Annotated in this window: 14 protein-coding genes and 1 pseudogene; 4 read left to right on the top strand and 11 right to left on the bottom strand. The window is 67.0% G+C overall.

Annotated features, from left to right (window positions below):
• Positions 1-58 precede the first annotated feature (58 nt).
• Positions 59-1,714: an FMN-binding glutamate synthase family protein gene (locus AC1D3B_RS18755; protein ID WP_478192166.1), complete on the top strand. Its 1,656-nt coding sequence runs from the start codon at positions 59-61 to the stop codon at positions 1,712-1,714.
• Positions 1,711-2,619 carry a BUD32 family EKC/KEOPS complex subunit gene (locus AC1D3B_RS18760; protein WP_478192167.1) on the top strand — a complete coding sequence of 303 codons (909 nt, stop codon included), beginning with the start codon at positions 1,711-1,713 and terminating at the stop codon, positions 2,617-2,619. The genes AC1D3B_RS18755 and AC1D3B_RS18760 overlap by 4 nt, the downstream gene beginning before the upstream one ends.
• On the opposite strand, the gene AC1D3B_RS18765 is transcribed toward AC1D3B_RS18760, so the two are convergent.
• The 8 genes and pseudogenes from AC1D3B_RS18765 to AC1D3B_RS18800 all read right to left on the bottom strand — a co-directional run bounded on the left by AC1D3B_RS18765 (position 2,616) and on the right by AC1D3B_RS18800 (position 9,519).
• A complete protein-coding gene (locus AC1D3B_RS18765; RefSeq protein WP_478192168.1) occupies positions 2,616-3,134 on the bottom strand; it encodes a Dps family protein in 519 nt (172 codons plus the stop codon). The two genes, AC1D3B_RS18760 and AC1D3B_RS18765, sit on opposite strands and share 4 nt — an antisense overlap.
• 1 nt (position 3,135) lies before the next feature.
• Entirely contained in the window at positions 3,136-4,758 is a 1,623-nt protein-coding gene (locus AC1D3B_RS18770; protein ID WP_478192169.1) for an MFS transporter, read from the bottom strand.
• A pseudogene (locus AC1D3B_RS18775) lies at positions 4,751-4,945 on the bottom strand (DoxX family protein); the annotation flags it as partial. The gene AC1D3B_RS18770 and the pseudogene AC1D3B_RS18775, both read right to left, overlap by 8 nt.
• A 32-nt stretch (positions 4,946-4,977) precedes the next feature.
• A complete protein-coding gene (locus AC1D3B_RS18780; RefSeq protein ID WP_478192170.1) occupies positions 4,978-6,861 on the bottom strand; it encodes an amidohydrolase in 1,884 nt (627 codons plus the stop codon).
• Positions 6,861-7,154, bottom strand: coding sequence for a XapX domain-containing protein (locus AC1D3B_RS18785; protein WP_478192171.1), 294 nt, complete (start codon positions 7,152-7,154; stop codon positions 6,861-6,863). Before AC1D3B_RS18785 ends, AC1D3B_RS18780 begins: the two co-directional genes overlap by 1 nt.
• Positions 7,155-7,171: 17 nt before the next feature.
• The gene (locus tag AC1D3B_RS18790; RefSeq protein ID WP_478192172.1) at positions 7,172-7,825 is read right to left on the bottom strand and encodes a hydrolase; all 654 of its coding nucleotides are present in this window, start codon (positions 7,823-7,825) and stop codon (positions 7,172-7,174) included.
• A 171-nt stretch (positions 7,826-7,996) separates the two neighbouring features.
• On the bottom strand, positions 7,997-8,590 hold the full coding sequence (locus tag AC1D3B_RS18795; RefSeq protein ID WP_478192173.1) for a VOC family protein: 594 nt from the start codon (positions 8,588-8,590) through the stop codon (positions 7,997-7,999).
• Between the two features lie 47 nt (positions 8,591-8,637).
• On the bottom strand, positions 8,638-9,519 hold the full coding sequence (locus AC1D3B_RS18800) for a fumarylacetoacetate hydrolase family protein (RefSeq protein WP_478192174.1): 882 nt from the start codon (positions 9,517-9,519) through the stop codon (positions 8,638-8,640).
• A gap of 144 nt (positions 9,520-9,663) precedes the next feature.
• Here AC1D3B_RS18800 and AC1D3B_RS18805 point away from each other — a divergent pair, with 144 nt between their 5' ends.
• Positions 9,664-10,578: a LysR substrate-binding domain-containing protein gene (locus AC1D3B_RS18805; RefSeq protein ID WP_478192175.1), complete on the top strand. Its 915-nt coding sequence runs from the start codon at positions 9,664-9,666 to the stop codon at positions 10,576-10,578.
• Positions 10,579-10,599: 21 nt separating this feature from the next.
• On the opposite strand, the gene AC1D3B_RS18810 is transcribed toward AC1D3B_RS18805, so the two are convergent.
• Together AC1D3B_RS18810 and AC1D3B_RS18815 are read right to left on the bottom strand one after the other, a co-directional pair.
• Positions 10,600-11,001: a putative toxin-antitoxin system toxin component, PIN family gene (locus AC1D3B_RS18810; RefSeq protein WP_478192176.1), complete on the bottom strand. Its 402-nt coding sequence runs from the start codon at positions 10,999-11,001 to the stop codon at positions 10,600-10,602.
• A 23-nt stretch (positions 11,002-11,024) separates the two neighbouring features.
• Positions 11,025-11,729, bottom strand: a complete 705-nt coding sequence (locus AC1D3B_RS18815; RefSeq protein WP_478192177.1) for a glutathione S-transferase N-terminal domain-containing protein — start codon at positions 11,727-11,729, stop codon at positions 11,025-11,027.
• A 110-nt stretch (positions 11,730-11,839) separates the two neighbouring features.
• On the opposite strand from AC1D3B_RS18815, the gene AC1D3B_RS18820 reads away from it, so the two are divergent.
• Complete coding sequence (locus tag AC1D3B_RS18820; protein ID WP_478192178.1) at positions 11,840-12,877, top strand: methionine synthase; 1,038 nt, start codon at positions 11,840-11,842, stop codon at positions 12,875-12,877.
• A 9-nt stretch (positions 12,878-12,886) separates the two neighbouring features.
• Here the strand turns inward: AC1D3B_RS18820 and AC1D3B_RS18825 are convergent, their stop codons facing one another.
• Positions 12,887-14,140 (bottom strand): THUMP domain-containing class I SAM-dependent RNA methyltransferase, encoded by a 1,254-nt coding sequence (locus AC1D3B_RS18825; RefSeq protein WP_478192179.1) that lies wholly within the window; start codon positions 14,138-14,140, stop codon positions 12,887-12,889.
• Positions 14,141-14,182 lie beyond the last annotated feature (42 nt).

A 14,182-nucleotide genomic window follows, 5' to 3' on the forward strand; every position in this document is an offset into this window, starting at 1 on the left:
GCAGGGGCAGCCCTCTATGATGCAGCAAGGTTCCCGGAGACCCCCTATTTCTACCCTGATGAATCCGCCGTTTCCGGCGCGTTACACCGCCTTTGCGCTGTGCGTTGCCGGCCTGGCTGCCAGTCTGGCCACCATTCTGTTCATGCCGCATGTCTGGACCGGGTGGATCGCCCTCGTCGTGTTCGCGGTGCTCAGCGGCACTGGCGTGCACGACCTGCGGCAGGGCCGCCACGCGATCCTGCGCAACTACCCGGTGATCGGCCACCTGCGCTTTCTGTTCGAGTTCATCCGCCCGGAGATGCGGCAGTACTTCATCGAGAGCGATTCCGAAGCCGCGCCTTTCTCCCGTGCACAGCGCTCGCTGGTCTACCAGCGCAGCAAGGGCGACCCGGACAACCGGCCCTTCGGCACGCAGCTCGACGTGACGGTTTCCGGCTACGAGTGGATCAACCACTCGATGCGGCCGACCAAGCTCGCCGACCACGACTTCCGCATCATCATCGGCGGCACGCCAAACCCTGCCTCGCCCGCCGGGGAGATCTGCACCCAGCCCTACAGCGCGAGCGTCTTCAACATTTCGGCGATGAGCTTCGGCGCCCTGTCGGCCAACGCGATCATGGCGCTCAACCGGGGGGCCAAGCTCGGCGGCTTCGCGCACGATACGGGCGAGGGCTCGATCTCCGTTCACCATCGCGTGCATGGTGGCGACCTGATCTGGGAAATCGGCTCAGGCTACTTCGGCTGCCGCAATGAAGACGGCAGCTTCAGCGAGGAGCGCTTTGTCGCCAACGCGCGCGACCCGCAAGTCAGGATGATCGAGGTCAAGCTGAGCCAGGGCGCGAAGCCCGGCCACGGCGGCGTGCTGCCTGCGCCGAAGGTCACGCTCGAGATCGCCGCCGCGCGCGGTGTGCCGATGGGCGTGGACTGCATCTCGCCCTCGTCGCACAGCGCCTTCTCGACGCCGATCGAGATGATGCATTTCATCGCCCGGCTGCGGGTGCTGTCGGGCGGCAAGCCCTGCGGCTTCAAGTTCTGCCTCGGCCATCCATGGGAATGGTTCGCGATCGTCAAGGCGATGCAGGAAACCGGCCTCACGCCCGACTTCATCGTGGTCGACGGCGCCGAGGGCGGCACCGGCGCGGCGCCGGTCGAGTTCAGCGACCACGTCGGCGCGCCGCTGCAGGAAGGCCTGCTGCTGGTGCACAACACGCTGGTCGGCGTCGGCCTGCGCGACCGCATCAAGATCGGCTGCGCGGGCAAGGTGATCACCGCCTTCGACCTGGCGCGGATGATGGCGCTGGGCGCCGACTGGTGCAACGCGGCGCGCGGCTTCATGATGTCGCTGGGCTGCATCCAGGCACAGAGCTGCCACACCGGCCATTGCCCGACCGGCGTCACGACGCAGGACCCGGTACGCCAGCAGGCCCTGGTGGTGCCGACCAAGGCGGATCGCGTCCGCAACTTCCACCGCAGCACGCTGCATGCCTTGCAGGAACTGGTGCAGGCCGCCGGGCTCGACCATCCGCAGCAGATCACCGCGCACCACATCGTTCGCCGCATCTCCGACACCGAGGTCCGACTGCTGAGCAACCTGGTGATGCAAGTGAAGCCCGGTGCGCTGCTCGGTCCGCTGGACGACCAGCACAACGTGTTCCGCACCTACTGGCCGCTTGCGAGCGCGCAGAGTTTCCAGCCCCTCAACCTGTCCGTATGAATCCAGCGAGACGGGGCGGGTCCTCCACCCGCGTGCAGATGCGCAAGGGCATGGCCTCCGCCCCCGCGCCGCTCGAACCCGGTGCGCCGCCGCCGCAGCCCGAGGACTATGCGGATTTCCTGCGCCTCACGCTGCCGCAGCAGACGAAGCTGGTGGCCAGCCATCGTTTCGGCAACGAGCGCGTATGGCTCAAGAAGGCCGGCCCGCGCCACGGCCAGATGCGCTACCACCTGCTGGCGGCGATCGCCGGCACCTTGCGGCTCGACGTGCTGTCGCCGGTGCCCAATCCGGGCGGCGAGGCCGCGATCGAGATCGAGGCGCGCCGGCTGAAGGCGCTGGGCGATGCGGGACTGCGCGTGCCCGCGGTGCTGGCGCAGCAGGCGGACGGCCTGCTGATTTCCGACCTCGGCGAAAGCGGCCGATCATCCGTGGTCCTGCAGGAGCGGCTCGACCAGGCCGCCGCCGTGGGACCGGCAGCGCTGCTCGGGGTATGGCATGTGGGCCTCGACGCCATCGCCAACGTGCATGCGCGCGACGCCTACCTGAGCCAGGCCTTCGACCGCAACATGGTGCAGTGCCCGGACGGGAGCATCGGCTACATCGATTTCGAGGACGACCCCGGCGAGACGCTGCCGCTGGCCGAATGCCAGGCGCGCGACTGGCTCAGCTACCTGCACTCCACGGCGATGCTGGTCGATGCCGCATCGCCGCACGCGGCCGCCACGCACTGGCACGGCGTGCTGGCCGACGCGAGCGACGAGGTGCGCGAGCGCCTCGCCGTGGCGGCCCGCCGCATGCGGTGGCTGCGGCACCTGCCCTCGGGCCGGCGCTGGGGTCGCGACACGCAGCGCGTACGTGCCGTGGCGAGCCTGCTGGCGCGCTGGTACGGCAGCGAGCCGCGCTAGGTCTGCCGGCCCGACTCGAACAGGAACCAGGTCCGCCGCTCGGCCTCGTCGATCCACACTTCGAGCAGGCTGGCGGTGGCGACGTCGCCGTTCTCGTCGCACAGCGAATGGGTCTCGCGCATGAAGGCGGCCAACCGCTGGTTGTCTTCGCGCAGCTCGGCGAGCATGTCGGCCGGCGTCACGAAGTCGGCATCGTTGTCCGACAGGCGTTGCAGGCGCGTGATGTGCCCGGTGGAGCGCAGCGTCGTGCCGCCGATCTTGCGCACTCTCTCGGCGATGGGGTCGGCGGTCGCGTAGATCTGGTCCGCCTGGTCGTCAAGCAGCAGGTGGTAGTCGCGGAAGTACGGGCCCGACATGTGCCAGTGGAAGTTCTTGGTCTTGAGGTACAGCGCGAAGGTGTCGGCGAGCAGCGCGTTCAGCTCGGCCGAGATGTCGCGGGTGGCCTCTTCGCCGAGGGGACTGGGCGTCTTCAGCGGCGCCATGCGGCGCTTCTTGGCGTTCTTCGTATCTGCCATTTCATGCACTCCTGGGTTGTTGGATTTCCTGACTGCTTGCCGCGCTCTCCACGTCGAGCGCGAGGAAGTGGTGTACCTCAGGTTGGCCCGGTCCGGTGTGGAACTTGAGAATCTCGGCCTGCACATCCGCATCCGCATGGGATACGCGGCGGTGCTGGCGCAGGTGTTCCGCCCACGATTCCACAAGGAACCACTCCATGATGCGCTCGGGATCGCCCGTGTGCTCGGTGACGCCCCAGGCATAGGCGCCGTCGCGGCGCCGCTCCAGTGACAGGCGCTGGATGGCCTGCACGAAGGCCACGCGGTCAGCCTTGCGAACGCGGTATTCGACCTGCACCAGGACCGGCCCGCGATCGTTCGCGACGGGCTCGGCCATCAGCGGCTCGGGCCAGTGGTTGGAGGGCTGCAGGTCCGCCTCACTGGTCGGCAGCTTGACCCGGTGAAAACCGATGGAAACGACCGCCAGCCCCACGGCGCCCACCAGCAGGGCCATCGGCACGCCGATCTGCTGCGCGATGAGGCCCCAGCCGAGGCTGCCGGCGGCCATCGCCCCGTTGAAGACCGTGAGGTAGACCGCGAGGCCGCGACCGCGCACCCAGTTTGGCAGGATCGACTGCGCGACGCCATTGAGCGTGGTGAGCGCCACGATCCAACCCACCCCGAGCAGGAGCAGCAGCACGACCGCGGCCCACTGCGGCGGCGCGAAGTACAGGCCCGCCATCACGCCGGCCGCGATCAGCGAAGCCAGCAGCACCAGCCCGTCGGCATCGAGCCGCGCGCGCATCTTCGGCATCAGCACCGCGCCCGCGATCGCGCCGACGCCCACCGCGCCGAGCAGGATGCCGTAGAAGCCGGCCGTCCCGTTCAGCATTTGCCGCGCTACGAGCGGCAGCAGCGCCCACACCGAACTCGCGAAAAGGAAGAACACCAGCGCACGCAACAACACCACGTGCAGTTCTCGGCTGGCGCGCGTGTAGCGCAGACCGGCGCGGAAGGCGCTCAGGAAATGCTCGGACAGCCCGCTCTCGGTCACCGGAGGCCGGCGCCACCACAAGAGCGCCGCCACGACGAAGACGTAGCTCAGCACGTCGACGCCGTACGTCAGCGCCGCGCCGAAGCTCGCGAGAAGCAGCCCCCCGGCCGCCGGCCCAATGGCGCGCGAGATGTTGATGCCGAGCGAGTTGAGCGCCACCGCGCTCTTCAGCTCTTCGCGTGGCACCAGTTCCGGCACGATCGACTGCCAGGTCGGGCCCATCAGCGCGGCGCCGATGCCGCCGATGAAGGTGAGCACGATCAGGTACTCGACCGTGAGCGTGTGCGTCTGCGCCAGCACCAGCAGCGTGCCGCTGACCGCGGCCAGCAGCACCTGCACGAAGATGAGGAAGCGCCTGCGGTCGAGGATGTCGGAGAGCACGCCCGCGGGAATCGCGAGCAGGAAGATCGGCAGCGTCGCCGCGGTCTGGATGAGCGCCACGGCGGTCGGGCTGGCAGACAGCTCCGTGACCATCCACGAGCTCGCCACGTCGCGCATGAAGCTACCGATGTTGCCGAGCACCGTGGCCGCCCACAGCACGGCGAACACCGGCTGGCGCAAGGGTGCGAAGCTGCCTTGGGGTTCAGCCATCGTCGCGCACCCGCCGGAGGTCGTGCCAGGCCACCAGCACGAAGCCACCGATCAGCCCCCAGTGCTCGAAGAAGGAATTCGCGACCATGAAGCGCTCGGGCGGGCCCATCTCCCAGAAGCGGTTGGCGACGAAGGTCGCGAACAGCGTGAAGCCCGCGAGGCCGAGCGCGCCGAGCCATCGCACCCACGGCGACGTCATGAGTCGGCGCACCGCTTCCATCAGACCGCCCAGCACGCGCAACCGAGCGCGCCCCAGAAGCTCTTCAGATCCGCGATGGGCAGCCGGCTGCTCCACGCCGTCGCGTGCCGGTGGCCGTGCACGTTGCAGTCGTTCGCGCAGGCGCAGGCCATCGCCGCTCGATGCAATGCGGCCTGCATCGGCGCACCGTCCTGGCGATCACCCCAGGCGCCGTAGCCGCCGAAGGTGCGCACCGGCGACCAGTCGGGCATGGCCGTCGGCGGGATGCTCTCGTCGCTCGCCTTGAAGGCGCCCGCGGCATAGACGATCTTGCCGCCGACCATCGTCAGCAGCGAGGTGGTGTCGGCGATCTCCGATTCGGGGCACGCGAAAAAGTCGCGGTCGGGCACGATCAGGTCCGCCAGTTGGCCCGCCTCGATGCGGCCCTTCTTGCCCACCTCGTTGGAGAACCAGGTCGCGTTGTCGGTCCACAGGCGCAAGGCTGTCTCGCGGTCCAGGCAATTGCGCTGCGGATAGAGCTGCATGCCGCCGACCGTCTTGCCCGTGACCAGCCACGACAGCGACACCCACGGGTTGTACGAGGCGACGCGGGTCGCATCCGTGCCCGCCGCGACCTGCACGCCCTTCTCCAGCATGCGTGCGACCGGCGGCGTGGCCTCGGCGGCGCCGGGTCCGTAGCGCTCGACGAAGTACTCGCCCTGGTAGGCCATGCGGTGCTGCACCGCGATGCCGCCGCCGAGTGCCGCGATGCGGTCGATGGACTTCTCGGAGATGGTCTCGCAGTGGTCGAAGAACCAGTTCAGGCCAGCCAGGGGGGTGTCGCGGTCGACCTTCTCGAAGACATCGAGCGCTCGCTCGATCGTCTCGTCGTAGGTGGCGTGCATGCGCCACGGCCACTTGTTCTGCGCGAGGATGCGCACCACATCTTCCAGGTCGCCTTCCATCTCCGGACCCAGGTCGGGACGCGGCTGGCGGAAGTCCTCGAAGTCGGCGGCGGAGAACACCAGCATCTCGCCCGCGCCGTTGTGGCAGAAGTAGTCGTCGCCCTGCTTGTAGGTCGAAGTGGCGGTCCAGTTCAGGAAGTCCTCCTTCTCCTGCTTCGGCTTCTGCGTGAAGAGGTTGTAGGCGAGCCGGATGGTGAGCTGGCCGGCATCGGCGAGCTGCTGGACCACCTGGTAGTCCTCGGGATAATTCTGGAAGCCGCCCCCGGCGTCGATGGCGCCGGTGACGCCCAGGCGGTTGAGTTCGCGCATGAAGTGGCGCGTCGAGTTGATCTGGTAGTCGAGCGGCAGCTTGGGCCCCTTGGCCAGTGTCGCATAGAGGATGGCGGCGTTGGGCTTGGCCAGCAGCAGGCCGGTCGGGTTGCCCGCGGCGTCGCGCGTGATCTCGCTGCCGGGCGGCGCGGGCGTGTCCCTGGTGTAACCCACCGCGCGCAATGCGGCGCCGTTGAGCAGGGCGCGATCGTAGAGATGCAGGATGAAGACCGGCGTGTCCGGCGCAACGGCGTTGAGTTCTTCGAGCGTCGGCAGGCGCTTCTCCGCGAACTGGTGCTCGGTGAAGCCTCCGACCACGCGCACCCACTGCGGCGCCGGCGTCACGGCGATCTGTCGCTTGAGCATCTCCATCGCATCGGCGAGGCTGCGCACGCCGTCCCAGCGCAGTTCGAGGTTGAAGTTGAGCCCGCCGCGGATGATGTGCAGGTGGCTGTCGATCAAGCCTGGCAGAACGCGCTTCCCCGCGAGGTCGATGACTTTCGTTTCCGCGCCTGCAAGCGGCAGGATGTCCTCGTCGCGGCCCGCGTGGGTGAACCGGCCATCGCTGATGGCGACCGCCGTCGCCGTCGGGTTGGAGCGGTCGAGCGTGGTGAACTGCCCGTGATGCAGGATCAGGTCCGGGGAAGGCATCACGTCTCCTTCGGCGGCGTGGGCGGCACGGACGACGCCGTGGACTTCGCCTGCTTGTCGCACTGTGGGAGCTCGCCGAACATGTGCGGCTTGACCTGGTGATGCAGCCACGAGGTGGCGGGCGGACTCTTGTCGAAGAACTGCTTGACCAGCGGCGGAAGCTGCTCGCCGACCAGGATGCCCAGCAGGCCGACCAGCGCGATCACCGGCGGCGCCGGCGAGCGCACCTGGAACAGCGCGTAGATCACCCCGACCAGCAGACCGATCGCCAGGGAAACGACATAGGGCTTCATCGCCGCTCCTTGCCTGCTCAGCCTTCGTGTGCGCCGAACATGCTCCTGGCGTAGATGATGCCGAGCCCGTAGGCGCCGCCGAACTTCTTCGCGATGCCGGTCGTCATGTCGTAGGTCTCGGTGCGCGCCCAGTCGCGTTGCAGCTCCAGCAGGTATTGCAGCGAGGTCATCGGCCGCGCGCCGGCCTGCACCATGCGGTCCATCGCGCGGTTGTGGGCTTCTGCGGAGACGTCGCCGCAGGCATCGGCGATCACGTAGACCTCGTAGCCCTGGTCGAGCGCCGACAGTGCGGGCCCGACGATGCAGACACCGGTCCACAGGCCGGCGAGGACGAGGCGGTCCTTGCCGATCTCGTTGACGCGCTTGATCACGTTGGCGTCTTCCCAGGTGTTCATCGACGTGCGGTCGATCATCTTCTGCTCCGGGAAGGCGGCCGTGATTTCATCGAACATCGGGCCGGAGAAGCTCTTCTCGGCCACGGTCGTGAGGATCGTCGATGCGCCGAACCCGGCCGCGGAGTGCGCCACCAGCGCGGCATTGGTGCGCAATGTGATGGCATCGATCGAATGCGTCGCAAAGGCCATCTGCGACTGGAAGTCGATCATGATCAGCGTGTGATCCTTGGGCGTGAGCAGCTTGGCGCCGGCGATGGGCTTGGCGGTGATGGACATGGATGTTCCTTTCGAGGCGACGGTCTGAAGGCACGAGTGTCCGAGGGCCGGCGCAGGAAGGAACCTGTCATGGGGGCAGGACCGATGCCCCTCCTTGGGGGTAACCCCTTGGACGTAGGGCTGGAGGGTCACGGTGTGGAAGGGGGTCGTGTGCCATCGGCCAGCTTTCACTCAAGGCACGAACATGTCCAACGGCGTCTTGCCTGCTCCCAGCTTGGGCCGCACCATGATCTCGGTCAGCGGCTCGCCTGCCTCGAAGCGCTGTATCAACTTCTCGGGATCGAAGGTAACGCCCATGAAGTTCTCTTCGTACGCGCCGCTGGCGAAGAACGCGGCAAGATCGTCGGCGCGCTCGAAGACGTCATGCTGCAATTCGAGCCGGTTGCCGTCCGGATCCTTGTAGTAGAGCGAAATCGTCGGACCGTGGTTGATCGTCCAGTACGGCCGGATGTCGATCTGCATCAGACGACGGTAGGTCGCCAGCAACTCGCCCAGCGACGCATACGTGAAGGCGATGTGCTCCAGGCCCGGGTGATCGTCACCCGTACCGTCGAGATCGGAGCGCCCGATCAGGCCGATCCGGTGATGCTCGTCGTCATAGGTCAGGAAGCAGACCATCTCGTTCTCGAACGTCGGGCGAGCCTCGAGCACCTTGAGGTACCACTCGCGCGAGCGCTTGAGGTCGGACGCGCGCAGCACGACATGCGCGAGCTTTGCCGGACGGATGGGGTTTGCACTGGCATCAGGCAGGTTGCGGGTCTTCATTTCGTGTCTCCAGGTTTGCCTGTTGTTGGCCCCCTCGGACCTACGCGTTAAGGGCGAGCGGCCCAGGGCCGAGGCTCCGGGATCACACGGTTTTCGATCGCGCCGATCGACTCGATCTCCACCCGCACGACGTCGCCCGGATTCAAGTAGCACGGAGGCTCCATCAGGCCACCCACGCCGGCGGGACTGCCGGTGGAAAGAACGTCGCCGGGCTCCAGCGTGAACGCCGTCGACAGCTCGGCCACCATGGCCTCGATGCGATGGATCATCTGTGCGGTATTCGAGTCCTGGCGCAGCTCGCCGTTGACCCAGGTGCGGATGCGCAATGCATGCGGATCGGGAATCTCGTCGCGCGTCACGAGCCACGGACCGAAAGGCCCGTGGGTATCGAAAGACTTGCCCAGCGTATGCGTCGGTGCGCGCATCTGCCAGTCGCGAACACTCATGTCGTTGACCACCACATAGCCGGCAATGACTTCGTCCGCGTCTTCGGCGCGCACGTGCCGGCATCGCTTTCCGATGATCACGCCGAGTTCACCCTCGTAGTCGAACTGGTCCGAGACCCACGGCTTGTGCACCGGGTCGTACGGTCCGGTGACACAGGAGACCTGCTTGTTGAACCACACCTGCCCCGGGGCGCGTATCAACCCGACCTTCTCAGCCTCCGCGAGATGCGAGGCGTAGTTGCCGCCCAAGGCCAGGAACTTCTGCGGCGCCGGCACCGGAGCGCAAAGCTGCACCTGCGACAGGGGGAGACGCATACGGCTTCTCGAGGCCCGCAGTGCCCAGTCCTGGCCTTCGCTTCCGCGCGCAATCAGGCTGCGCAAGTCGGCAGGCGCATCCGGGTCGCTCGATAGATCGACGATTTCACTGCCGTCGACCATGCCGATCCTCTCCGAACCCTGATGGCGAAACGTGGCGAGCTTCATGGTTTCGGGTACTCCAGATGTTGACCAACCGATGGGTTTGAATGATCTCCATAGGACAATGAGAAGACAATTGGCCTCCCCGGAACGTATCGTTCCATCAGAGGGACGATCCTCGGTGCAACATTGGTCAAGAGGAACCCCCGCTTGGAAGACTTCAACGACCTCGTTTTCTTTGCCAAGGTGGTGGAACACCACGGCTTCACCGCCGCCAGTCGAAAGCTGGGCGTTCCCAAGTCGAAGCTGAGCCGGCGCATCGCATCGCTGGAAGAACGGCTCGGGGTCCGCTTGCTGCAACGCACTTCCCGGAGGCTGACGCTGACTTCGGTCGGCCAGTTGTTCTACGAGCGCTGCCAGGCGGTCGTGACCCTGGGCGAGTCGGCGACCGAGGTCGTGCATCAGGCTGCTTCCGAGCCGCAGGGGCTGCTGCGCGTCAGTTGCGCGATGACCCTGGCCCAGTTCTGGCTCACGCCCTTGCTCGCGCAGTTCATGCGAGAGTTTCCGAAGGTGCGTGTACTGCTCACGGTGACCAACCGCTCCGTCGATCCCGTGGAGGAATACACCGACGTGGTACTGCGAGTGCGCAGGCCGCCCTTTGCCGACTCAAGCCTGGTGGTGCGGCGCCTGTCGGTGGTGCGCGATGTGTTGGTGGCGAGTGCCGGCCTCTCGATGGCCGTACCCTCTCTTTCCACTCCGCAGGACATTTCGAACTGGCCCACGCTGTCGATGCCCGGCCAGGGCGATCGCTACGCGTGGGTGCTCATGAACGGAGACGCATCGATCGAGGTCGCGCACACGCCGCGCCTCGTGACCGACGATATGTTCGCCCTCAAGCACGCCGCGCTGGAAGGCCTTGGACTGGCATTGCTGCCCGAGATGATCTGCCAGGATGAAATCCGACGGGGCCTGCTGAAGGTCTTGCTGCCGGAATGGGCGAGTGGGCAGGGTGAGGTTCAGGCCGCCTTCGCGTCGCGCAGGGGGATGCTGCCGGCGGTGCGGGCGTTTGTCGACTTTCTGGCGAATGCCCCGCCTGGGACATCGACGGTCGGCGGCATCGCGTGACCTTCTCGCGAGTTCGGTGCGCTAGTCCCGCGACACGGCGACGCCGAGCGCGGCAAGGCGCTTGCGCATCGACAGGACCGCGCGGTCCTTGCTCAGGAGCCGCGCACGGTGCGCGACCGCGAGGTCGATGAAGATCTGGTCATCCGGGTCGCGGCAGATGCACGATGCGCGTGCCGGCACAGGCTCGACCACCTGCGCCTGCGCATCGAAAGCGGCGAGCACTTCGTCAGCGCCTCGTCCCTTGGCCGCGAGGCGTTCGACGATCAGGGGATAGCCCAGCACGCGCGCGAGTTCGTCGCGCATCGCTGCCGTGGCGAGCCAGCTCAGTTCGCCCGTGGCCAGCGCGTCCGCCAGCGGCGCGCGCTCGGGATCGTCGAACACCAGCAGGTCCAGGACGATGTTGGTGTCGATGACGACGCTCATCAAGGATTGTCCGCAGGCCGCCCTCAGCCTCGACTCGGGATGCCCAGGCCCTTCACCACCGCGGGCCGCGCGACGAAGGCCGCGAGCACGCGATTGACGTTCGGAAAGTCGCTGATCCCCACGAGATCGCCCGCTTCGTAGAAGCCGACCAGGTTGCGCACCCACGGGAAAGTCGCGATGTCGGCGATGCTGAAGGCGTCGCCCATGATCCAGGCGCGGTCCTTCAGGCGCTGCTCCAGCACGTGGAGCAGGCGTCTGGATTCGGCGACATAGCGATCGCGCGGGCGCTTGTCCTCGTAGGCCTTGCCGGCGAACTTGTTGAAGAAGCCGAGCTGGCCGAACATCGGCCCGATGCCGCCCATCTGGAACATGACCCATTGGAGGGTCTCGTAGCGGCCCGCCGTGTCCTTGGGCATGAGCTTGCCCGTCTTGCCCGCCAGGTAGACCAGGATGGCGCCCGACTCGAACAGCGCCAGCGGCTTGCCGTCCGGACCGTCGGGGTCGAGGATGGCCGGGATCTTGTTGTTGGGGTTGATCGAGAGGAATTCCGGCGACATCTGGTCTTGCGTCTCGAAGCTGACCAGGTGCGGCTCGTAGGGCAGGCCCGTCTCCTCCAGCATGATAGACACCTTGACGCCGTTGGGCGTGGGCAGCGAATAGAGCTGAAGGCGGTCCGGGTGCCGGGCAGGCCATTTCTTCGTGATCAGGAAAGCGGACAGATCGGTCATGAGGTAGTGCTTGTTTGGGTGTTCGAATCCGGATGGGCGTGCATTCTGTCCCAGGTGCGCAGAGCTTGCTTGTTCGCGTACGCTACGCCCTGATTTTTCGGAGACGCCCCATGACCCGCCCCCTCTTCAGCTCGACCATCGCGGGCAGCCTGCCCAAGCCGGCGTGGCTGGCCGAGACGAACAAGCTCTGGCCGCAATGGAAATCGGAAGGCGCCGAGCTGGCGCAAGCCAAGGCCGACGCCACGCTGCTGTGGATCAAGGCGCAGGAGGACGCCGGCCTCGACGTGATCGGAGACGGCGAGCAGTCGCGCCAGCATTTCGTCCACGGCTTCCTGGAGCAGGTCGAAGGGATCGACTTCGATCACAAGGTCAAGATGGGCATCCGCAACAACCGCTACGACGCGATGGTGCCGCAGGTGGTGTCGGAACTGCGGCTGAAGGGCCGGGTGCATGCGACCGAGGCGCGCCTGCTGCGCGCCCACACCACGCACAGGATCAAGTTCACGCTGCCAGGCCCGATGACCATCGTCGACACCGTGGCCGACAGGTTCTACGGCGATCGCGTGAAAATGGCCATGGCCTTCGCGGACCTGCTGAACCAGGAGGCCCATGCGCTGCGTGCCGATGGCGTGGACATCATCCAGTTCGACGAGCCCGCCTTCAATGTCTACATGAAGGACGCCGCCGACTGGGGCGTGCAGGCGCTGGAACGTGCCGCGCGGGGATTGACCTGCACCACGGCGGTCCACATCTGCTATGGCTATGGCATCAAGGCCAACGTCGACTGGAAAGCGACGCTCGGCGAAGAGTGGCGCCAGTACGAGGAGGTGTTCCCGGCGCTCGCGAAGAGCAGCATCGACCAGGTCAGCCTGGAGTGCTTCCATTCGCATGTGCCGCCGCACCTGATGAGCCTGCTCGACGGCAAGGACGTGATGGTGGGCGTGATCGACGTGGCGAGCGACACCATCGAGACGCCAGAGCAGATCGCCGACACCATCGGGCAGGCGCTGCAATTCGTGCCGAAGCAAAGGCTCCTGCCATGCACCAATTGCGGGCTGGCGCCGATGGACCGCGAAGTGGCGCTGAAGAAGCTGCAGGCGCTGGCCGCAGGCGCCGCCCTGGCGCGCACGCGCTACGCTGAGGGGTGAAAGGCGGGATCAGGCCCGCGTACGCGCCGATCCAGCCACCATGTCGAAGCGGAACAGCCGGCACTCGATCGGCCCGTTCCACATCGGCACGCGGCGCGATTCCTTCAGGCGCATGCGCTTGGGGAGCTGCAGGTCCGGCGTGAGCACCCAGGCGGTCCAGCCGGCGTAGTTCTTCTTCCAATGGCTCGCGAGTTGCACGAAGAACTCGCCGCCGTCTTCTGTCTGCGCCTCTTCTCGCCCACGTGTTGCGGGCGCGTCGTCAGCGCGTCGGCCGCGCGCGACGCCGCCGACCTCGATGCGCTCGCCATAGGGTGGATTCAGCACGATCACGCCGGACTCGACCGGCGGCATGCGCTGCAGCGCGTCGCCACCGCGGAACTGCACGGCCTGTGCGACGCCCGCGCGCTCGGCATTGCGCTCGGCGAAGTCGACCATGCGGTGCGAGACGTCCGAACCGAAGATGGTGGGCTCCTTCGCGTCCGCGCCGGCCTCCGGCACGGCCTCGGCTTTAAGCGCAGCCCAGACGTGCGGCTGAAAGGGCAGCAGCTTTTCGAAGCCGAAGCGCCGCAGCGAGCCCGCCGCGATGCCGCCCGCGATCTGCGCGGCCTCGATCGCGATGGTGCCGCTGCCGCAGCAGGGGTCGTACAACGGCTGGGCGGCAACCTCCCCGGTTTCCGGCCTCCACCAGCCGCTCGCGGCCAGCATGGCGGCGGCGAGCGTTTCCTTCAGTGGTGCCTCACCCTTGTCCTGCCGCCAGCCGCGCTTGAAGAGCGGCTCGCCGGAGGTGTCGATGTAGAGCGTGCAGAGATCGGTCGTCAGGTGTGCGAACACGCGGGTGTCGGGCCACTGGGTCTCGATGCTGGGGCGAATGCCGCCCGCCTTTGCGCGGAAGCGGTCGGCAATCGCGTCCTTGATGCGCAGTGTGGCGAAGTTGAGGCTTTGCAGCGGGCTGTGCTGCGCGGTGGTCTCGATCTTGAAGGTCTGCTTCGGCGTGAACCAGATCTCCCAGGCCACGCCGCTCGCGATGGCGTAGAGATCGTTCTCGCTGCGGTAGGGCGCCTGCGCCAGTTCGATCAGCACGCGCTGGGCCAGCCGGCTGTGGAGGTTGAGCTTGAGCGCGTCGCGCCAGTCGGCGCGCACGCGAACGCCGCCGCGCAGCGTGAGCAGATCCTGCCCCACGCGTCCGGTCAGCGCGTGCACTTCCTGCGCCAGGAAATCCTCGACGCCGGCGGCGCAAGGGAGAAAAAGGGAAAGATCGTTCACCCGGCGATTGTCGCCGCGACCGACTTGCCTTGTAGCTGCTCT

The organism is Variovorax sp. P5_A3 (genome assembly GCF_056400665.1).

Bases quoted from the DNA above. Each gene is read 5' to 3' on its own strand.
- AC1D3B_RS18755 (WP_478192166.1), top strand. From the start codon at position 59: ATGAATCCGCCGTTTCCGGCGCGTTACACCGCCTTTGCGCTGTGCGTT.
- AC1D3B_RS18760 (WP_478192167.1), top strand. From the start codon at position 1,711: ATGAATCCAGCGAGACGGGGCGGGTCCTCCACCCGCGTGCAGATGCGC.
- AC1D3B_RS18765 (WP_478192168.1), bottom strand. From the start codon at position 3,134: ATGGCAGATACGAAGAACGCCAAGAAGCGCCGCATGGCGCCGCTGAAG.
- AC1D3B_RS18770 (WP_478192169.1), bottom strand. From the start codon at position 4,758: ATGGCTGAACCCCAAGGCAGCTTCGCACCCTTGCGCCAGCCGGTGTTC.
- AC1D3B_RS18780 (WP_478192170.1), bottom strand. From the start codon at position 6,861: ATGCCTTCCCCGGACCTGATCCTGCATCACGGGCAGTTCACCACGCTC.
- AC1D3B_RS18785 (WP_478192171.1), bottom strand. From the start codon at position 7,154: ATGAAGCCCTATGTCGTTTCCCTGGCGATCGGTCTGCTGGTCGGGGTG.
- AC1D3B_RS18790 (WP_478192172.1), bottom strand. From the start codon at position 7,825: ATGTCCATCACCGCCAAGCCCATCGCCGGCGCCAAGCTGCTCACGCCC.
- AC1D3B_RS18795 (WP_478192173.1), bottom strand. From the start codon at position 8,590: ATGAAGACCCGCAACCTGCCTGATGCCAGTGCAAACCCCATCCGTCCG.
- AC1D3B_RS18800 (WP_478192174.1), bottom strand. From the start codon at position 9,519: ATGAAGCTCGCCACGTTTCGCCATCAGGGTTCGGAGAGGATCGGCATG.
- AC1D3B_RS18810 (WP_478192176.1), bottom strand. From the start codon at position 11,001: ATGAGCGTCGTCATCGACACCAACATCGTCCTGGACCTGCTGGTGTTC.
- AC1D3B_RS18815 (WP_478192177.1), bottom strand. From the start codon at position 11,729: ATGACCGATCTGTCCGCTTTCCTGATCACGAAGAAATGGCCTGCCCGG.
- AC1D3B_RS18820 (WP_478192178.1), top strand. From the start codon at position 11,840: ATGACCCGCCCCCTCTTCAGCTCGACCATCGCGGGCAGCCTGCCCAAG.